We start from the raw sequence: 18,898 nt of genomic DNA, 5'->3' as shown, positions 1-18,898 counted from the left end.
GCCGCGATCTTGGGGATCGTTTAATGTTATTCGACGTCTGAGAAGACGACACATAGGTAGATAGATGAGCGAAAAGTTACAAAAGGTTTTAGCACGTGCTGGTCATGGTTCTCGTCGTGAGCTTGAAGCTCTGATTCGAGCTGGCCGTGTGAGTGTTAATGGCAAGGTAGCTGTACTAGGTGAACGCCTAGAAGATGATAACGCCGTTGTGCGTATTGATGGACATGCTGTGTCTGTAAAAGCACAAGAAGAGGTAATTTGCCGAGTTTTGGCTTACTACAAGCCAGAAGGTGAGCTTTGTACTCGCCACGACCCTGAAGGTCGTCGTACGGTATTTGACCGTCTACCAAAAATCCGCGGGGCGCGCTGGATTTCTGTAGGACGTTTGGATGCAAACACGTCTGGTTTGTTGCTGTTTACCACCGATGGTGAATTGGCAAACCGCTTGATGCACCCAAGCCGTCAGGTTGAACGTGAATATTTGGTTCGTGTGTTTGGTGATGTGACTGAGCAGAAAGTGCGTAACCTAGTAAAAGGTGTTGAGTTAGACGATGGTTTAGCTCGCTTTGAAGACATCGTTTACGCTGGTGGCGAAGGTATGAACCACACATTCTATGTAGTGATCAACGAAGGTCGTAACCGTGAGGTTCGTCGTTTGTGGGAATCTCAGGAAACCACAGTAAGCCGTCTAAAACGTGTTCGTTACGGCGATATCTTCCTTGATAAAAAACTGCCTCGTGGCGGTTGGATGGAACTAAGCCTTAAAGACGTGAACTACTTGCGTGAGTTGGTTGAACTGAAACCAGAAAAAACCACCATGCTTGATGACAATAAAGAGAATACTTCTCGTCAACGTGAACGTTCACGTAGCCAGAAAATTCGTCGTGCCGTTCGTCGTCATGAAGAACGCATCAATGCACCAAAACCGCGTGGTGGTAAACCAACCGGCGGCAAATCTGGTGGCAGTCGCGCAACAGCCGGCACAACGAAGAACAGCAATGGCGCAGCCAAAGGGAAGCCTAAAACAGGCGGACGCGCTGCAGGCCGTACTCGCTAACTGAGTATTTCTTTCGTTAAAGAATAAAAATCCCGAGTCAGCAATGACTCGGGATTTTCTTTATGTGCTAAATGCCTCATTTTCAATCACTTCAGAACCCACGGCTCGAGCATATTTGTAGCCGCGATCTCGATCCGGCCCCGCGTTATTTAGCGAGCAGGTGTACGAAGATGTTACTGTGTTTGCGGTATTTTTCGAGATTCGGCTTTTGTAATTTTCAATCATCTCAGAACCCACGGTTCAAGCGTATTTGTAGCCTCGATCTCGGTCTGGCCCCCTCCTTCTTTAGAGGGAGGGCTGGGGAGGGAGCTAGCGCGCGATGAAGTTACTGTATTCACAGTATTTTGTTTGGATTTTGTTTCAGTTTTAAAGTCTTGACTAATAATTTTTCGCGAACTAGATAAAATTCCTATTATTCCAAGGTCTATAAAGTAATTTATATTTAATTCAGTATGTTATGGTGAGTGCCTTCAATTTCTGCGCATAATCCCCCCTCTAACTCCCCCCTTAAAAACAAGGGGGGAGGACCGGATCGAGTGCGCTGTGTTTGCAGCGATTAACGTTATGTTTGTAAGACTGGATGGATCAAATAGTGATTGCTGAAATTGCGTAAATTTTGGTGACGGAACGGTCGTATTTTCAATCATCTCAGAACCCTCAGCTCAAGCATATTTGCAGCCACGATCTCGGTCTGGTCCCGGTTTCTTTAGCGAGGGGCGAGCAGGCGTGCGCAGAAGTTACTGTGTTCGCGTTATTTTTCGAGATTTGGCTTTTGTGATTTTCAATCATCTCAGAACCCACGGCTCAAGCGTATTTGCAGCCATGATCTCGATTTGGCCCCGGTTTTTTTAGCGAAGGGCGAGCAGGCGTGCGCAGAAGTTACTGTATTTTCAGTATTTTTCGAGATTTGGCTTTTGTGATTTTCAATCACCTCAGACTAACGGCTCAAGCGTATTTGTAGCCACGATCTCAATCTGGCCCCCTCCTTCTTTAGAGGGAGGGCTGGGGAGGGAGCTAGCGCGCACTGAAGTTACTGTATTCACGTTATTTTTCTAGCTTTTATTTCAGTTTTTAATTCTTGACTGAAAATTTTACGTAAACTAGGTAAAATAAATATTATCCCAAATTATTTCAAATAATTTATATTTAATTCAGTATGTTATGGTGAGTCCCTTTAGCTTCTGCGCATAATCCCCCCTCTAACTCCCCCCTTAAAACCAAGGGGGGAGGACCAGATCGCGCACGCTGTGTTTGCAGCGATTACCGTTATGTTTGTGGGACTGGATGGATCAAATAGTGAGTGCCGAAATTGCGTTAATTTAGGTGACGGAATGGTCGCATTCTTAATTATCTCAGAACTCACAGATCGAGCGCGCTGTGTTTTGCAGCTCAATAAAAAAGGCGCATCAAATGATGCGCCTTAATCAATGACTAGAACGATAAAAACTTACAGCGTTTGGTTTAGTTGGTAATAACGCCCTTGTTTTGCTAGCAGTTCGGTATGGCTACCGTGTTCCACTAATTGGCCTTGCTCAATGAGGCAAATAGAATCCATGGTTTCTAACTCAACCAAACGGTGAGTAATGAACACTACGGTTTTTCCGGCAAAGTGCTGGCGGAATAGCGCCAAAATCTGTTGCTCTGTCTGCTTATCCAAACCTTCGGTAGGTTCATCAAGCAGCAAGATAGGACCTTGATGAAGCAGGGCGCGCGCAATACCAATTCGGCGTTTTTCACCACCAGAAAGCTGACGACCGCCGTCACCAAGCCAAGCATCTAGCCCTGGTGCTTCAAGCAATTTTTCCAAACCCACTTGAGTAAGCATGGTTGCAAGCTCAGCATCGGTTGCATCGTCTTTTGCTAGCAGCAAGTTGTCGCGAAGTGTACCGTTTAAGATATCAACACGTTGGCTTACAACACTGATAGCAGCGCGTAAGTCGCTTTCATTCCATGATTTCAATGGCGTGCCAGCAATACGAATTTCACCAGCTTGTGTATCCCAGTAGCGATTCAAAAGCTGAATCAGCGTTGATTTACCAGAGCCGGTTTGACCAACGATCGCCACTTTGTGGCCCGCGGGAATAGAAAGTGATACCTCTTCAACCGCTTTACGCTGCTCGCTATTGTACGCGTAAGAGACATTGTCGAACTCAATGCCAAATTGACCGCTGTGTTGCGTTGCCCCTGTTGGGAAACGCACTTCAGGCTCAGCCAAAATAACATCATTTAAGCGACGTGCTGAAGAGAGCGTTTGGCTCAAGTATTGGAATGCGCCAGCGATTGGCATCAGCAGTTCAACACTGGCCATGGTGGCAAAGACCACCAACGCAATCAGTGGATCTGGCGCATTGCCACCCACACCGTCGGCGGAAAGCCACAGCATCAACACCAAGGTCCAACCGTTCGCCAGCATCAATAGCGCCATAGCAAGACCAGATATATGAGCATTGATACGCTGGTTATTGATTAGGCGAGCCTGCGCAGAATCCATTGCTTGGCGATAACGCGATTCAGCGCCAAAGATGGTCAGCTCACTAAAGCCTTCAATCCAATCGAGCGTGGTAATACGAAAATCCGCTTTGTTTTGCGTTAACTCTGCCCCATTACGTTTACCCAACTTGTAGAACAATACCGGCCATACCAACACGATACACAACAAGATAGCGCCGAGAATCAAACCCAAATGCATATCAAAGCGAGTGACCAAGAAGGTGATCCCTGCGATACCGCAAATGGCAATGGTGATCGGGCTAATCAAACGCAGATAGATGTGATCCATTGCGTCGATATCCGCCACGACGCGGTTGAGAAGGTCAGCATTACGTAGGTTAGAAATGCGACCAGGAATAAGCGGAGTCAGTTTCTCAAAGAAGAAAATACGCAGGTCAGTCAGAAGCTTAAAGGTTGCATTATGGCTGACAACACGTTCACCCCAGCGACCCGCAGTTCGGCCAATAGCAAAGCCACGGACAAAGCCACTCGGTAGCATGAAGTTGAATGTCTCTTTGGCGATCGTTAACCCTGCTACTGCGGCTGCAGAGAGGAACCAGCCAGAGATGGTTAATAGACCGATAGAGCAGCACAGGGTTAGAAAAGCCAAAATCATCCCAAGGCTTAAGCCGAACCAATGCTTTTTATACAGTTTTAAGTAAGGCAGTAGATCACGCATCGAGATTCCCCTTATCCTCTTCTTGACGGACTTGATTGGCTTTTAGCATCGAAGCAAACAAACCTTCTTCAGAACTGAGCGTGGCAAAATCGCCGTCTTGCACGATGGCGCCGCTTTGCATCACTAGGATATGATCCACTGATTTCAGTGGTGCCAGTTGGTGGGTAACCAATAGCGCAGTTTTACCATGAATTTGATTATCCAAACCTTGCATTACGAGCTGCTCGCTACGTGCATCAAGGCTGGCAGTCGGTTCATCTAATAACCAGAACGAGCCGTTTTGAATCATAGCTCGCGCTAACGCTAAGCGTTGTGCTTGACCCACCGACAAACCGCCAGAGCGATCGCTGATGTGATAATCCAGACCGTGTTGGTCAACAAATTCACTAGCGAATGAGCGATCGAGCGTCTCTTTAAGAATTGAGTCAGAAACCTCTTTACCCATAGTGACGTTGTCACGAATTGAGCCATTCAATAGCAGCGGGTTTTGTCCAACCCAGCTAATGTAACTGCGCCACTCGTCATGGTTGAGTTCACTCATCTCAATACCATTGATGGTTAGGCTACCTTCATAAGGCATAAACCCAAGGATGGCATTGATAAGGCTGGTTTTACCTGCACCACTTGGGCCGACAAGTGCGGTCACCTTATTGGCACTGAGGGTAAAGGATATCGGGCCAACCAAAGTTGAGCCTTCAGGGCTCAGTACTTTTAAGTCGTGCGCTTTGATTTCGATGTTATCAGCGTTGTTCATCGCAGTTGCGCCAGATTTCACTTTGCTCACATCGACTTCAAGGAATTCAACGATGCTTTCTGCAGCGCCAACAGCCAGCTGTTTCGCATGGTAGAAAGTACCAAGGTCGCGCAGTGGTTGATAAAACTCTGGCGCCAAAATCAGAATAAACATCCCAGAGAAGAGAGTAACGCCCACGCCGTAATAGCCAAAATCGAGTTTGTCGATAAAGCTAAAACCAAAGTACACCGCGGTTAACGCGATAGAAATGGAAGTGAAAAACTCCAATACCGCAGATGATAGGAATGCTATGCGTAATACATCCATGGTGCGTGAGCGGAACACCTCAGATGCGCCGCGCATTAGCTCTGTCTCGGCTTTCGCGCGATCAAATAAACGAATGGTGGTCATGGCTTGTAAACGGTCATAAAAGTGACCAGACAAACGTTGTAGCGCTTTGAAGTTCTTACGCCCAGCGTCTGCCGCCTTAATACCAACCAATGCCATAAAGAGCGGAACCAGTGGCGCGGTGATGAGGAAGATCAGTCCAGCAGCCCAGTTAACAGGGAAGACGACGACCAATATCACTACCGGAATCATCACTGAAAGCGCCATTTGTGGTAGGTAACGCGCGAAGAAATCGTGCATGTTCTCAACCTGCTCTAAAAGCAAGGCGGCCCATGTGCCAGCGGGTTTTCCTTTTATGTAAGCAGGCCCTAGTTCACGCAGTTTATCCATGATGAGCTGACGGATATAAACGCGAATTTGTTCGCCGCAGTGGAAACCTGCGATTTCTCGGCCCCAAGAACATCCGGCTCGCACAGCGATTAACGCCAGTAGGCCAAGAAAATGGGGAACGAGTTGTGATTTGTCGACATGCTCAATAATGAGCTGATGCAGAATGGAAGCAAGTAATGCTGCCTGTGCTACGAGGAAAAAGCTTGATAATACGCCAAGCCCCACGGCAATCATAAGCCAGCGCTTTGCCAGTTTACTTTGCTGTTTGAGCCATTGGTTCAAGCTGCGTTGTTTTTTCTTATCCATTATGAAGGCTTATTTTAGAATCGTATTTTGAGCGAGCACGTAGTATACAAAAGAAAGCCCGACGGATATACCGTCGGGCTTTGCGTATCAAGAGTAAAAATGAAAAATAACTTTTCTAAAGTTTATAACTATCAGTTTTACTTATCGTTTAGTGCGTCTAGGTAACGTTCTGCATCAAGTGCAGCCATGCAACCAGTACCTGCTGATGTAATCGCTTGACGGTAGTTATGGTCCATAACGTCGCCCGCTGCATACACGCCAGGGATGCTAGTTTGTGTTGCATTACCGTTTAAGCCCGATTGAACAACAAGGTAACCATTATTCATTTCAAGCTGACCTTCAAACAGACTGCTGTTTGGCTGGTGACCGATTGCAATGAACGCGCCCATCACAGCGAGATCTTCTTTTGCATCTGATTGAGTGTCTTGCAAACGTACGCCAGTTACGCCCATGTCGTCGCCTAGCACTTCGTCTAGAGTACGGTTGGTATGTAGAACAATTTTGCCAGCAGCGACTTTGTCATTCAGACGGTCGATCAAAATCTTTTCTGCACGGAAGGTTTCACGGCGGTGAATTAGGTGAACCTCTGAAGCGATGTTCGCTAGGTATAGTGCTTCTTCAACCGCTGTGTTACCACCACCGACTACCGCGACTTTTTGGTTGCGGTAGAAAAAACCGTCACACGTTGCACAAGCAGAAACGCCACGACCTTTAAACGCTTCTTCTGATTCTAGGCCGATGTATTTTGCTGATGCGCCGGTTGCGATGATCAATGCATCACAAGTGTACTCTGTGCTGTCGCCTTTCAAACGAAATGGTCGATTAGAGAAATCTACTTCATTAATGTGGTCGAATACGATTTCAGTGTTGAACTTTTCTGCGTGTTCTTTCATGCGGTCCATTAAACCAGGACCTGTCAGGCCTTCAGGATCGCCAGGCCAGTTTTCAACTTCGGTTGTTGTAGTAAGCTGACCGCCTTGTTGCATGCCTGTCACGAGTACAGGATTCAAGTTCGCGCGCGCTGCGTACACTGCTGCAGTGTAGCCAGCAGGGCCCGAACCAAGAATTAATAGTTTTGCGTGTTTCACTTCACTCATGAGTGCTCCCATCGATGCGATGCATATTACTTTCTTTGTGATTGTAGGGAATATATCAGGGCATTAAAAGAGGTATACAAGGGGGAATCAGTAAAAAAACAGATTAGTCAGTCCATAATTGAACAATATGTGTGCAAAAACACCTCTTTATGATAGTTGAGTAATTATAACGCCATGTATTTTATCTATATTATTAATAATTATAGTTAATTAGTTCACATTGGCTTCTCATTGTTAGGTTTGTTTGGAATATATAACTTCATATTTGTATTTTTATAGATGTTAATTATGTTTTGTTGGTAATTTGTACGTTTTGATATGGCTAAAATTGTCATTTTTGGAGAATGGTATAAATATTAGATATGTGAATAAATTGTTAATTCTGGTGGGTTTGTTTACCTGCTAAGGAGTCAATGATGATGCATCACCACGACCATACAATGAACCTCAGTCAACTGACCCATGGAGCGGTACATCAACTGGCTCCATCCTTTGCTTATCTGCCTCATACCGAACATGCTGATGGTGAGTTTCGCCTCAGACGCTATTCCGTGATTCAGTTTTATCACGGGGATGTGGTGGAAACCAGCAAACACGATTTTGTACAAAGCAGCAAAATCAACCATTACCAAGGCAATATCAAACGCCATTTTGAACCGCTGCTTAACAGCACGCTACACAGCGAAGGTTTACGTGAAATGTGCGATCTGTTTGTCTCGCACAATGAACTGCCCGATGGTCAAGAGATAGAGATTCACCAGATGCGAATTGCCTCGGTATTTGACGAAACCTTAGTCTCCCCAGAGGGCGTGCATCAAGACGGTTTTGACCATATTGCGATCATCGGGATTGATAGGCATAACATTGTTGGCGGTGAGATTATGTTGTATCGAGATAATCACGAAGCGCCTTTTTTCCGTAAGGTATTGGAAAATGGGGAAGTTGCGATGTTGGCCGATCGAGAGTTATGGCACAACGCTTGTCCGATTCGCACGATAGACCATAATGAAGAAGGTCATATGGATCTATTTGTGCTGACAGCGAGGAGGCACTAATGCCTTTTGATGTGGTTCAACTTCGAGAACAATTTGCCGCTTTACATCAGGTCTCTGATGGGCGGCCTATCTGCTTTCTTGACGGCCCGGGCGGAACTCAAGTGCCAGATAGAGTCATCCATCGCATGAGCGATGTGTGGATAAAGGGCAATAGCAATTTGGGCGGCGCATTTGCCAGCAGTAAAGCGATCACCAAAATTGTGTTAGAGGCGCGCAGTTATTGCCAAGCGCTACTCAATGCTCCCTCGGCATCCAACATAGTGTTTGGCGCAAATATGACGACATTAACCTTTTCATTGAGCCGCGCCATTAGCCGGGATTGGCACAGTGATGATGAAGTGATTGTCACAGAGCTTGACCACTACGCCAATGTCTCCCCTTGGAAACAAGCTGCCGAAGACCGCGGGGCAACCATTAAATACGCCCATATTAATCGCAACGATGGCAGCTTAGATGTTGAGCACTTATTGTCGTTGATTAACGACAATACACGTTTGGTAGCAGTAAGTTGTGCCTCAAATACCACAGGTTCGATAACCGATATCAAACCTATTATCGAAACCGCGCATCGATTTGGTGCTCAAGTTTATTTGGATGCTGTGCATTTTGCCCCGCACCATTTGATTGATGTACAAGAGTGGGATTGCGATTTTCTAGTCTGTTCGGCGTATAAATTCTTTGGTCCTCAAGTGGGGATTGCGTATGTCGCATCGCCATGGCTTGAAATTGTCGAACCCTATAAAGTTGAACCTGCCCCCAATGTTGGCCCTGGGCGATTTGAAACCGGAACGCAGAGTTTTGCGCAAATTGCCGGCGTGACAGGGGCGATCGATTATTTAGCAAGCCTTGGTGAGCAAGGTGGATTACGTACGCGGTTAAAGCAGGCTTACCAATATATTGGTGATTATGAGCAGAGTTTGTCGTCTCGTTTTCTTAGCGAATTAAAATCGCTGCCTAATGCGCGTTTAATTGGGAGAACTCAAGCCAATCATCATCTACGTACTCCAACCTTTGCGCTGCGCTTTAATGGTCACACACCACAAGAATTGGCACAGGCGCTTGGGGCAAAACATATCTGTGTTTGGAGTGGGCATTTTTACGCGATTGGTTTAATCAATGCTTTGGGAATTGATCAAAAAGAGGGCGTGTTACGTGTTGGTTGTATGCATTACAACACTGAACAGGAAATAGAACGCTTTTTTGGTTGGTTGCGTCCTTGGCTAAGTTAGTGGTTTCTATCATATTGCCGCTTAGTAAACAGACTAAGCGGCAATACTGTTAAGCACTAGTCGGCATGAAATTCCACTTCGTAAGAAGTGAATTTACGGATATTAATCACGCCTGTGTCGAGGATTAGGTATTGGCCTTTAATTCCTTGTAACACGCCAGCGACTACTGGTTGTTTATCGAAATTGTGTGACACTATTTTGCTTGGGTATTGCGTCACTGGATAACGAATCTCGGTCGACTCTTCTTGCAGTTCTTGCACAGCATCATCACCAAACTCACTACGAATCTCTGCAATTTTGTCGGTTAGCAGTGGTCGCAACGCATGAAACTCATCAAGTAACGGCATTGGGCTGGCTTCTTCTTTAAGCAGTGTGCGCCAGTTGGTTTTATCTGCAATGTGCTTGGCAAGTTCTACTTCAATCAGACCAGAGATTTGACGCGTCTTTACTTTAAAAATAGGTAAACCTTGTACGGCGCCTTGATCTATCCAACGGGTTGGAATTTGCGTATGACGAGTGATACCCACTTTTAAGCCCGAAGTATTCGATAGGTAAACGTAGTGATCCACCATGCAGTGGTCTTGCGCCCATTCTGGTTCGCGGCAGGTGCCTTGAGCATAGTGGCAGGTTTCAGGCTTCATGATACACATGTCGCAACTTGCCAGCTTTTTCATACAGACAAAACAATGACCTTGGGAATAGCTTTTCTTGGTTTTCTTACCACACGAACAGCAGAAAATATTGCCCGTATGGTGCAATTCAATATGATGACCAATCAATGGGTTTAGCTCGACAAAAGCGTCGCCCACCGGCAATTGATACTGGGTTTGAGTGTTGAGTTGCGCGCGCATTTTATTTAATACGCCTGTAGCAATTAACGACATGACATTACTCATCATTTTTATTGGTTTTGACCATAGTAACAAACGCTTAATGAGAACCGTAATCGTTAGGGCATTATGTGTATCAAGAATGGGCAATGACGAATAAATCTGGTATAACCATATGCAAATTGTATCAAACAAATGCTTTCGTGATTCGTTGCTCTGACGTCGGTTTAAGTAGGGCGGTAGCGTGGGGAAAACACTGTGTGGATATCCGCCCCCGACTCTAGTAAATGGGTAGCAAATGAATGACGTAACGTATGGCAAGAAATCGACTTGTTTAAGTTAAGCTTGCTTTGAGATCTCGCGATCATTTTTTGTAAAGATGTTTCATGAATATGATGGCGATACCAACCTTCATCTATCCCATATTGAGCAAGATGCCTTGCAGGGAAAAGAAACTGCCAACCCAATGATTTATCGGCATTGGGAAATTTCTCCTTCAAGCGAGTCGGCAATTTAACTCCTTCATAAAGCGGATTTTGTAGGTCGAGCTGGTGGATATGACGAACAATTTGAATTTGTTGATGTAAGGCCGAATGTAGCTCTCTTGCTAAGGTAACCACACGGTTTTTTCCGCCTTTGCTTTGCCAAATTCGCAGTGCACCATAATCAAAATCGATATCTTTTACACGTAAGCGGACGGTTTCCATCAAACGTAAGCCAGAGCCATACATCAGTTGATAAGGAAGCAAAGATTGAGACGGGATAACATCGAATAATAACTTCACCTCTCGTGGGGTGAGTACCACAGGCAAATTTTTGTGTTTGGTCGATTTTCTAAACCGTAAATCAATATCAAGAGGTTGTTGGAGATACTCCTTATAAAGAAAAACTAAGGCGTTTAATGCAATATTTTGCGTAGAAGCCGAAGCGTTTGCCTGAGAGACAAGAAAAGTCAAAAATTGCTCAACATCGGCATTGGTTAGTTTACTCGGGTGCTGATTCTGATGAAAACGGATGTACTGTACTATCCAATACAGATACGTTTGAATGGTTTTGCGAGCGTAATGTCGCGCCAACATGAACTCTTTTAGGCTAGTTAAAAAAGGCGATTTCATACAAATACCAATACTGTTTAAATATACAGTTATTGTAAATTATGCCTGTGGATAGATTAAACAGACAATGTCGGTATTTTTTGATCACGAAAGCGTAAAACCCTACTTCTCTCATACTTGGCTGTTAATGATGAGGGAAAAGTAGTAGGAAAGAACGTAAAATATAGATAGACAAGAAAATACAAACGTTGTCTGTCTAAGAACTGTTAGGTTAATAAGATGATTTCATTAAGAGATGTGCTTTTGTCAGATATCGATAACTTGCACAAAAGTGCAAATATGATTGAAGCAGGTCAGTACATGTCTCGCTATTTACCGAGCGGCAACACCTACGAGCAGATGCTTGAAAATACATTAGCTTGGAAAATTATCGAGGTCGATTCAGAAGCTGCTGGTGTGATTTGGCTTGATCGAACTGATAAACCGGAATGTACGGTTTTAGGTATGATGCTTTTTAGCTCTAATTACTTCAGTAAAGGTATTGGGTCAAGTAGCATACAATTACTGTTCTCCTACTTAAAAGCTCAGAAGTGGTTTGGGACAGTATATTTAAATGTTCGAGACGCTAATCAACGAGCGATATCATGTTACAAGCGTGTGGGCTTTCAGCAAATTGGTGTAGGTATTAAAACACAGGGGCACTCAGAAATACGATATATAAAAATGCGAGTTATTCTTGCGCGTTAAGCCATTAACCTAACAAACGAGTATGGCGTCAATAACTAATTTTTCGCGATATTTTCGTCCCACATAGCACCATCTCTGAGCATTGAATTAAGGATCACTACCATCTTTCTAACGCAGGCAATTATCGCCACTTTTTTTGGTTTTCCTGCATCATGTAGCCGTTGGTAAGTCGCCTTAAAAACAGGGTTAGATTGCATTGCAGACATCATGGCCATATACAGAACTGTGCGTACTTGAGCACGTCCGCCTTGAATAATCCGTTTGCCTTTATAGCGACCACTTTCTCGATTCATGGGGGCGACGCCAATCAAAGATGCTGCTTGTTTATTGTTGATATAACCGAGTTCAGGAACATTACTTATGATGGCAGCTGCACTCACTTTTCCAATGCCTGGGACGCTTTGTAATATGATATTTTTGTTCTGATAGTCAGGTGTATTTTCGATAAGAGAAACGATAAGAGTTTCAATTTTTTCTATCTGCTTTTTGAATGCGGTAATGATTGGGTTGATTGTAGAATGAAGCGTTTTGGGGAGTTGTTGTAACCGATTCTTCTCCATGGTTTGCATTGTTAGAATTTGGTGTCTTCTAGCAACTAAGTCACTCATTAAACGCATGATTTCAGGTTTCAATTGAGAGAGTTTAGGCTGGATAACCTCGCTATAATGGGCAATCAATTGTGCATCGAGCTTGTCCGTTTTTGCTCTACGTCCAATCGCTCCAGCAAAGCGTTTAATGTGGATAGGATTGGCGATAACGAAAGGCAAATTAGCTTTAGAGCAGGCTAAAATAAACGGCATTTCGAGACGACCAGTCGCTTCTATCACAATTCGTTGAGGGTGGTGTTTTTTGATGGTTTTGATTGCGTCTTTAATGCCTTTTTCATTATTAGATACAGTGAAAAATATATCGAGCGGACGGATGTAAATATCAAGATTTGCCTTGCCAGTATCAACACCGACATTAATGTTTTGAAGTGTGTTTGTATTCATAATAAGCTAACTCTTGCTTGCGTAATGCGGGTTCGAGACCCAGTCGAGTATTCGAGTTTGATGCTTGGAGTTCTATGTCGCGTTCATGTTTGTTATCGGTCTCTCGATAGAGGAGCCTGCATTCAATCGAACTACGACATAGAGGGCTTTAGTTGCAGCTAAAGTATGGGTCTCACTTTACCCTAATTTGAGTAGTTATTATCCATACAAGCATTTAAGAGTGATTCCCAATGCTTGGCATTTTTCATTCCATCGTTGGGTTTTGTGTTTACGGTGGTATGGTTAAGTTTCGTGGTAGCGTTGCTCACACCTTAATGTGGCGTTTTATTCTTTGGAGAAGAATTTGAGTCACCCTATATATTTCAATAAGATATGTAATGACGCAATGTTTTTGGAACAGATTGTGTCAGGCAGTGAAGCATATGTCACTTCTCTACATAAAGAGTATTTTGTCGAGAAAAATTATGACTATGAATGTACGAATTTAGATTTGGCATATGATGAGTATTTTGGTTGGTTGTATGAAAATGTGAGTTCGCTACTAATTCAATGCGCTACTCAAACTCGAATTTATCAGGACACATATGTAGATAGCGATGATGACGAATTATATTCATCAGATAAAGAAGCTTACGAGCACATAACTGATGTCGTGGAAGTAATATCAGGCAATTTTTATCCCTCTGTTAGAGAGTGCTGTAATAAAATAATTCATGCTGAAACATTTGAGCTAGAGTTTGCTTCTTCTGATGGAACCCCTAAATACTGGAATGGAAAGTGCTCACTAAAAGGTCGTTTAGGTAAGAATTGTTGGCATATAAAAATGGACATATTGAAGTTCTGTTTTGCAATTCGTTACTTCTATAGCCTTGAAAAGTATTAGTCAGCAACGTTAGAACGAATATAACAAGAGCAACCAACAGACAAATTAATCGCTTAGGCTCTAGTTTGCTGCTGTTGCAAGCGTTAGGCATATTAAATGAAACTTCCGAGTAAATTAGAATTAATTAAAGCCATTTTGAAATTGAGAATGACCTACTTTCTATCAGATTTCTTTGGAGCAGATTGGCATAAAAAAGGCGACCCTAAGTCCATTTTAGAGTTGACCTATCAAGAGCTTTGGGAATATGCGAAGGAATTTGGTATCCCCAGAACTATCTTAGATGAAGGTGTCAGCGGCGGTAATGATAAATTTTATATCGTCGAAGACAATGGGAAATGGCTATTTGGTTATGGAGAACATGGTCATTTTAACGTATTTAGTCAACATGAATCGTTGGAAACAGCCAGAGAAGCATTTGTGAAAGAATGTTGGGAATTGTATCTAATGGAAACAGATCCGAGCAAAAAAGCTGATGGTGTAGCAGCTGGTACACCATATGCCTAACAATCCAATGCAATCGACACAGTCAATCTTCGTTGTTGCGTTTCAAAGTTTTTCAAACGCTTTAGTCACCGTGCAATGCGCAATTGATTGGGACGTTATATGCTCTGCACACAAAATATAAAAACACAATATTGAGGAGTTAACTTTGAAACAAACAGTAGTATTGTTTGATATTAATGAAACAGTTTTAAACCTCCAAATGTTAAGACCAAAGTTTAAGGATTTGTTTGGAGATGAAAATTTTATGGATACATGGTTTGCTATGTTGCTTCATACCTCCACCGTTTCTTTAGTAACATCGGTCAAAACGGATTTTGGTACATTATCTCGAATCACACTGGAATCTTTAGCTTCGAAATTGAGTGTAAACGTAACTAATCAAAAGTTAGATGATGTTTTAAACACTTTCGCTAGTTTACCTCCACATGACGATATTAAGCCGGCATTAGCACAGTTAAGATCTGCTGGGTTTAAAGTTGTTGCTCTTTCGAATTCATCACGAAATTTAATCACAAAACAAATAACTAATGCTGGATTAAATGAATATTTTGATGAAGTCATTTCAGTAGAAGAAGTAAACACCTTTAAACCTAGTTTTGATGCTTATAAATTTGCATCAGAAAAACTCAAATGCGATGCAAGCGACCTAAGGTTAGTTGCTACTCATGACTGGGATACACATGGTGCAATGTGTGCAGGTTTAAAAGCCGCTTATATAAATCGAACTGGTTCTATTTATAATCCGTTGTATAGAAAAACAGATATTAATGAGTTAACAATGGGGGCGGTAGTTGAACAGATCATTTTGACTGATGCGTAGGCATATAACAAGTCGCATCAATTGACAAAAATACATGTCACGATTTTTGGTACCCAAAATATAGCGCCATATATTTTTGCAACTGTGCTCAGCTACATGGACTCCCTCTTTTTGTCAACAATAGCTCTCTTAGACAACAGAGGATCGGACAGCAGATCTACATTCGGTATTTAACTGGCTTACTTGCCATTACCCTGATGATTTTCGCTTGATGCTTGCCTCATTCGTTAGACAGTATTTTCTACTTCTGAGCACAACAGGCTTTAGCACCTCGGTCTGACCGTATTGTCATCAATAGCTATTGTGTTGACTCGGTGTGAGCTAACTGGTTATGTAGTCAGCTTGGTATTCTTTTCCCGAAGTCAGTAATGCCCAAATAATTCGGGCGTTCTTAGCAGCCAAAGCGACAATGGCTCGTGTATAGCCACGTCGTTCAACCAATTTTTGTAACCAGAGGCTGTTTCTGTCGGTTTTATCTTTGCATCGAGCAATCACGGCTCGTGCACCATGGACAAGCAAAGTTCGAATATGCTTATCACCTCGTTTACTGATATGTCCGAGCTTAGAATGACCACCAGTAGAGAATTGTCTTGGCACTAAACCTATCCATGCGGCAAATTGGCGGCTGGATTTGAACTGTTTACCATCGGCAACCGTTGCGACAATCGCTGTAGCGCTGTGTTCACCGACTCCAGGAATGGTCATCAGTTTCTGTGCGGTTTCCATGTGTTTAACGATGGCGTAAATTTTACGGTCGTAACGTAAAACCTCGTCGTTCGCATTTCGTATGCGTTGAACCAAATCAAAGAGTAACTCGCGAGCTAAATCAGGAATACCATTTTCGGCATCTTCTAAAATAGAGCCAATGGAATTTTGTAATGTGAAGCGACCTTGAGGTATTACAATACCAAATTCAGATAGCAATCCACGTAGTTGGTTAATGGTAGCTGTACGGCTTTTAATAATGCCTTGTCGAATACGATGAAGACAAAGCACGGCTTGTTGTTCAGGGCTTTTGATACTGACAAAACGAGTTTTTGGCCTGCCAACAGCTTCGCAAATGGCTTCAGCGTCATTCGCATCATTCTTTTCATTTTGGCGGTATGGAATGACGAACTTAGGGGCCATTATTCTCGGGTCATGACCAAGTTTAATCAGTTCTCTAGCCCAGTAGTGGGCACCGGAGCAAGCCTCCATACCAATTAAGCATGGTGGTAAGTTAGCAAACACCTCTAACAGTTTGTTTCTTTTGACAGTTTTTTTAAGAACACACTTGCCATATGTATCAACGCCATGAATACTAAAAACATTCTTGGCAAGGTCAATGCCAATAGTTTGAATGGTGGACATAGCAACCTCCAAATGATCAACGCGTCATGGTTAAGTATGGCACGTGGTGGCTTGGGAAGAGGGAGTCCATATCATTCGTTAAATGGTTATTCAGGTACGGAGATAATTTAGATTGATAACATTAATTTGGTGTTTAATTATAGCGGTATTACTACCGTATATAGGACGCATCCCGTTAGTTATTGCAATGAATAGAGCGGGTGGTTACGACAATCATTATCCTAGGGAACAGCAAGCGAGTTTAAAAGGATTTGGTGCCCGAGCTTTAGCTGCACACCAAAACACTTTTGAATCTCTTATTATTTTTGCGACAGCAATTTTGCTGGCTGTAACTACGGGAACAACGGGGGAAATTGTTCAGTTATTGGCAATAATTCATATTGGCTCGAGAGTTGTTTATAACATACTGTATTTGATGGATAAAAGTAGCTTGCGATCACTCGTTTGGGTAATTTCATTCGGCTGTTCACTAGCCATTATTTGGGAATGTATTCCGAGCTAAAGCTGGGTCTCACATTACCCTAAATCGGTAATTATTATCCATACAAAACGTTCCAATTGACCTCCTACTGTCACGAATTTTGGTTCCCAAAATTAGCGCCAGCAGTCGGCAATTGAACTACACGTTAGCAATCTCAAGGAAATCGCATGGAATTGCACATAAGAAAAAGTAAAATTAGTGATTACCCAGTTCTTCGAGATTTCGATGAATTTGCAGGTGATCGCAGAATGGATATGGAACGCGGTGAGTTACTGATTGCAGATCTTGGCTCCAACTCGTGTGTCGGTTATGCCAAGCTTACGTGCAACGAATTCTTCAATAAACCACTGATCTCGATCGTCAACACTCATCCTGATTACCGGGGAAAAGGGGTAGCAACCGAGCTGATAAAATCTGCTATCGACCAAGCAACCTGGCACAAGGTTTACACGACGACAGAAGTGAGTAACACCAAGATGCAGTCCTTGCTACGACATCTCGGATTCGAACAAGTTGCTGAAATCAAGGACTTCAACTTCGATGGTGAAGCCGAGTTTGTTTTCTGTCACACGACCGATTGCTAACAAGAAATTTCAATGGATGCATATAGCGTTTGGCATTCTTTGTTTTAAGTTATTTATCCTTTGAAATACTGGTGTTTATGCACCATTGAATTAGACGCTAGCAGCATTTTTATGACAACTGATCAAAATAAATTCATAATATCTGTTCAAGGCCCTATGGCAGTAGGCAAGACTACCTGCTTAAGGCAACTAGAGCCAACCCTTCCGGAAATTAACTTCTCTTACGAGAATCCATCACCTATTGTAAAGAAGAGAAATTCTCTCAAAATTAACATCAATGAGGAAAGTGGATTCATTGAGAATCAAAGGATTTTTATAAGTGCAGAAATTGAAAGGTACAGCTCTTTACCAAGTGGAGTCACAGTTTTTGACCGTGGGCCGGAAGATACAGAGTGTTACACTTTGAATTATCCAAAACTCACAAACAAGAAATGGAAGGTCCATGAGATTTTGAAGAGAGAATTGCTCGAGCTTAGACAGTGTGAGGTCGACAAAATACTATTCCTTACAGCGTCAGATGATGAATTGAAAAAGAGAATGTCATTAGACAATACTCGAGGGCGCTCAACTTTCAACCTGGATGCCTTCAGAATATATGAAGAATGGTTTTTAAAGAACAAAAGCATTGATATATTAGATGTTACTAACTTAACGTTTCAAGAACAAACAAATAAGATTAAAAATTGGCTATTGAAAACAATCCCAAACCCAGCATGCAGCTAACAAAGGGATGAATAGGAACAAATTACAGGCGTCTCTTGGTTCTGGAGGTTTTCGACCCTCGTGTAGGCTTGTTCTCCTTGCCTGTAATTAGTCCTATTATCCCAAACGTTAGGCATCTAGGTAACATTGATGAAAAAAGATAAAAATATAACCCCGCGATTAGATGCTGAAATTCCTGGCTATCCTGAAATTTATGGTTGGCCTAAACAGCCAATCTTCCCAGAAGAAATTATTGATATACTCATATATCGTGATGGAGGAACAGTAGGCGTAACAATAAAAGCAAATGGTGGAGATAGAATCGAATTCTTTTTTGACCGTGAATTAGGGCGTCTATGTTTTGGACAACATCATACTGATCATTCTGCCGCATTCGTTAAAGTGGGGTCACCGTTTGAAAAAGAGCTTTACTCTTACCTTGATAATGCTAGAAAAAGGTTAGATATCAATACCTTTTCAGCTAATGATATTCAGGTATTTACAGAATGTTTTAACAAGGCAAAAGTATACTCTGGTGTGTAAATGCCTAACAACACGCCCTGAGA

General features: G+C 42.9%; 18 protein-coding genes. 11 read left to right on the top strand and 7 right to left on the bottom strand.

The window, feature by feature from the left end:
• Positions 1–64 precede the first annotated feature (64 nt).
• Positions 65–1,057 carry a 23S rRNA pseudouridine(2605) synthase RluB gene (gene rluB, locus JCM16456_RS09645; RefSeq protein ID WP_068714012.1) on the top strand — a complete coding sequence of 331 codons (993 nt, stop codon included), beginning with the start codon at positions 65–67 and terminating at the stop codon, positions 1,055–1,057.
• 1,447 nt (positions 1,058–2,504) lie between these two features.
• On the opposite strand, the gene cydC is transcribed toward rluB, so the two are convergent.
• The 3 genes from cydC to trxB form a co-directional block, all read right to left on the bottom strand.
• Positions 2,505–4,226 (bottom strand): heme ABC transporter ATP-binding protein/permease CydC, encoded by a 1,722-nt coding sequence (gene cydC / locus JCM16456_RS09640; protein ID WP_068714011.1) that lies wholly within the window; start codon positions 4,224–4,226, stop codon positions 2,505–2,507.
• Positions 4,219–6,003 carry a heme ABC transporter permease/ATP-binding protein CydD gene (gene cydD, locus JCM16456_RS09635; RefSeq protein WP_068714010.1) on the bottom strand — a complete coding sequence of 595 codons (1,785 nt, stop codon included), beginning with the start codon at positions 6,001–6,003 and terminating at the stop codon, positions 4,219–4,221. Before cydD ends, cydC begins: the two co-directional genes overlap by 8 nt.
• A gap of 137 nt (positions 6,004–6,140) precedes the next feature.
• Positions 6,141–7,100, bottom strand: a complete 960-nt coding sequence (gene trxB / locus JCM16456_RS09630; RefSeq protein WP_068714009.1) for a thioredoxin-disulfide reductase — start codon at positions 7,098–7,100, stop codon at positions 6,141–6,143.
• Between the two features lie 416 nt (positions 7,101–7,516).
• Here trxB and JCM16456_RS09625 point away from each other — a divergent pair, with 416 nt between their 5' ends.
• A complete protein-coding gene (locus JCM16456_RS09625) occupies positions 7,517–8,155 on the top strand; it encodes a 2OG-Fe dioxygenase family protein (protein WP_068714008.1) in 639 nt (212 codons plus the stop codon).
• The gene (locus JCM16456_RS09620) at positions 8,155–9,384 is read left to right on the top strand and encodes a cysteine desulfurase-like protein (RefSeq protein WP_068714007.1); all 1,230 of its coding nucleotides are present in this window, start codon (positions 8,155–8,157) and stop codon (positions 9,382–9,384) included. The genes JCM16456_RS09625 and JCM16456_RS09620 overlap by 1 nt, the downstream gene beginning before the upstream one ends.
• A gap of 56 nt (positions 9,385–9,440) precedes the next feature.
• Here the strand turns inward: JCM16456_RS09620 and JCM16456_RS09615 are convergent, their stop codons facing one another.
• Both JCM16456_RS09615 and JCM16456_RS09610 read right to left on the bottom strand, forming a co-directional pair.
• Entirely contained in the window at positions 9,441–10,268 is an 828-nt protein-coding gene (locus JCM16456_RS09615; RefSeq protein WP_068714006.1) for a DUF2797 domain-containing protein, read from the bottom strand.
• A gap of 173 nt (positions 10,269–10,441) precedes the next feature.
• Entirely contained in the window at positions 10,442–11,329 is an 888-nt protein-coding gene (locus JCM16456_RS09610) for an integron integrase (RefSeq protein ID WP_068714005.1), read from the bottom strand.
• 219 nt (positions 11,330–11,548) lie between these two features.
• Here JCM16456_RS09610 and JCM16456_RS09605 point away from each other — a divergent pair, with 219 nt between their 5' ends.
• Positions 11,549–12,016, top strand: coding sequence for a GNAT family N-acetyltransferase (locus tag JCM16456_RS09605; RefSeq protein ID WP_068714004.1), 468 nt, complete (start codon positions 11,549–11,551; stop codon positions 12,014–12,016).
• A 35-nt stretch (positions 12,017–12,051) separates the two neighbouring features.
• Here the strand turns inward: JCM16456_RS09605 and JCM16456_RS09600 are convergent, their stop codons facing one another.
• Positions 12,052–13,008 carry an IS110 family RNA-guided transposase gene (locus JCM16456_RS09600; RefSeq protein ID WP_068714003.1) on the bottom strand — a complete coding sequence of 319 codons (957 nt, stop codon included), beginning with the start codon at positions 13,006–13,008 and terminating at the stop codon, positions 12,052–12,054.
• 403 nt (positions 13,009–13,411) lie between these two features.
• On the opposite strand from JCM16456_RS09600, the gene JCM16456_RS09595 reads away from it, so the two are divergent.
• The 3 genes from JCM16456_RS09595 (at position 13,412) to JCM16456_RS09585 (ending at position 15,215) form a co-directional block, all read left to right on the top strand.
• On the top strand, positions 13,412–13,891 hold the full coding sequence (locus JCM16456_RS09595; RefSeq protein ID WP_156430498.1) for a hypothetical protein: 480 nt from the start codon (positions 13,412–13,414) through the stop codon (positions 13,889–13,891).
• Between the two features lie 96 nt (positions 13,892–13,987).
• Complete coding sequence (locus tag JCM16456_RS09590; RefSeq protein ID WP_068714001.1) at positions 13,988–14,395, top strand: hypothetical protein; 408 nt, start codon at positions 13,988–13,990, stop codon at positions 14,393–14,395.
• Between the two features lie 145 nt (positions 14,396–14,540).
• Positions 14,541–15,215: a haloacid dehalogenase type II gene (locus tag JCM16456_RS09585; RefSeq protein WP_082712274.1), complete on the top strand. Its 675-nt coding sequence runs from the start codon at positions 14,541–14,543 to the stop codon at positions 15,213–15,215.
• Positions 15,216–15,536: 321 nt separating this feature from the next.
• Here JCM16456_RS09585 and JCM16456_RS09580 read toward each other — a convergent pair whose 3' ends face one another.
• Complete coding sequence (locus tag JCM16456_RS09580; protein WP_068714000.1) at positions 15,537–16,565, bottom strand: IS110 family RNA-guided transposase; 1,029 nt, start codon at positions 16,563–16,565, stop codon at positions 15,537–15,539.
• A gap of 112 nt (positions 16,566–16,677) precedes the next feature.
• Here JCM16456_RS09580 and JCM16456_RS09575 point away from each other — a divergent pair, with 112 nt between their 5' ends.
• From JCM16456_RS09575 to JCM16456_RS09560, 4 genes are all read left to right on the top strand, one after another.
• Positions 16,678–17,067: an MAPEG family protein gene (locus JCM16456_RS09575; RefSeq protein ID WP_068713999.1), complete on the top strand. Its 390-nt coding sequence runs from the start codon at positions 16,678–16,680 to the stop codon at positions 17,065–17,067.
• 146 nt (positions 17,068–17,213) lie between these two features.
• Entirely contained in the window at positions 17,214–17,630 is a 417-nt protein-coding gene (locus JCM16456_RS09570; RefSeq protein WP_068713998.1) for a GNAT family N-acetyltransferase, read from the top strand.
• 111 nt (positions 17,631–17,741) lie between these two features.
• Entirely contained in the window at positions 17,742–18,353 is a 612-nt protein-coding gene (locus JCM16456_RS09565; protein WP_068713997.1) for a nucleoside/nucleotide kinase family protein, read from the top strand.
• A 129-nt stretch (positions 18,354–18,482) separates the two neighbouring features.
• Positions 18,483–18,875 carry a hypothetical protein gene (locus JCM16456_RS09560; RefSeq protein WP_068713996.1) on the top strand — a complete coding sequence of 131 codons (393 nt, stop codon included), beginning with the start codon at positions 18,483–18,485 and terminating at the stop codon, positions 18,873–18,875.
• The last annotated feature ends 23 nt before the right edge of the window (positions 18,876–18,898 follow it).

This window comes from Vibrio tritonius, from assembly GCF_001547935.1.
Taxonomy (GTDB): domain Bacteria; phylum Pseudomonadota; class Gammaproteobacteria; order Enterobacterales; family Vibrionaceae; genus Vibrio; species Vibrio tritonius.
The sequence above is the reverse complement of the archived record's forward strand: the minus strand, read 5'-3'. Positions and strand labels throughout refer to the sequence as shown.

Excerpts from the sequence above, each read along its gene's own strand:
- rluB (WP_068714012.1), top strand. The coding sequence starts at position 65 with ATGAGCGAAAAGTTACAAAAGGTTTTAGCACGTGCTGGTCATGGTTCT.
- cydC (WP_068714011.1), bottom strand. The coding sequence starts at position 4,226 with ATGCGTGATCTACTGCCTTACTTAAAACTGTATAAAAAGCATTGGTTC.
- cydD (WP_068714010.1), bottom strand. The coding sequence starts at position 6,003 with ATGGATAAGAAAAAACAACGCAGCTTGAACCAATGGCTCAAACAGCAA.
- trxB (WP_068714009.1), bottom strand. The coding sequence starts at position 7,100 with ATGAGTGAAGTGAAACACGCAAAACTATTAATTCTTGGTTCGGGCCCT.
- JCM16456_RS09625 (WP_068714008.1), top strand. The coding sequence starts at position 7,517 with ATGATGCATCACCACGACCATACAATGAACCTCAGTCAACTGACCCAT.
- JCM16456_RS09620 (WP_068714007.1), top strand. The coding sequence starts at position 8,155 with ATGCCTTTTGATGTGGTTCAACTTCGAGAACAATTTGCCGCTTTACAT.
- JCM16456_RS09615 (WP_068714006.1), bottom strand. The coding sequence starts at position 10,268 with ATGTCGTTAATTGCTACAGGCGTATTAAATAAAATGCGCGCGCAACTC.
- JCM16456_RS09610 (WP_068714005.1), bottom strand. The coding sequence starts at position 11,329 with ATGAAATCGCCTTTTTTAACTAGCCTAAAAGAGTTCATGTTGGCGCGA.
- JCM16456_RS09605 (WP_068714004.1), top strand. The coding sequence starts at position 11,549 with ATGATTTCATTAAGAGATGTGCTTTTGTCAGATATCGATAACTTGCAC.
- JCM16456_RS09600 (WP_068714003.1), bottom strand. The coding sequence starts at position 13,008 with ATGAATACAAACACACTTCAAAACATTAATGTCGGTGTTGATACTGGC.
- JCM16456_RS09590 (WP_068714001.1), top strand. The coding sequence starts at position 13,988 with ATGAAACTTCCGAGTAAATTAGAATTAATTAAAGCCATTTTGAAATTG.
- JCM16456_RS09580 (WP_068714000.1), bottom strand. The coding sequence starts at position 16,565 with ATGTCCACCATTCAAACTATTGGCATTGACCTTGCCAAGAATGTTTTT.
- JCM16456_RS09570 (WP_068713998.1), top strand. The coding sequence starts at position 17,214 with ATGGAATTGCACATAAGAAAAAGTAAAATTAGTGATTACCCAGTTCTT.
- JCM16456_RS09565 (WP_068713997.1), top strand. The coding sequence starts at position 17,742 with ATGACAACTGATCAAAATAAATTCATAATATCTGTTCAAGGCCCTATG.
- JCM16456_RS09560 (WP_068713996.1), top strand. The coding sequence starts at position 18,483 with ATGAAAAAAGATAAAAATATAACCCCGCGATTAGATGCTGAAATTCCT.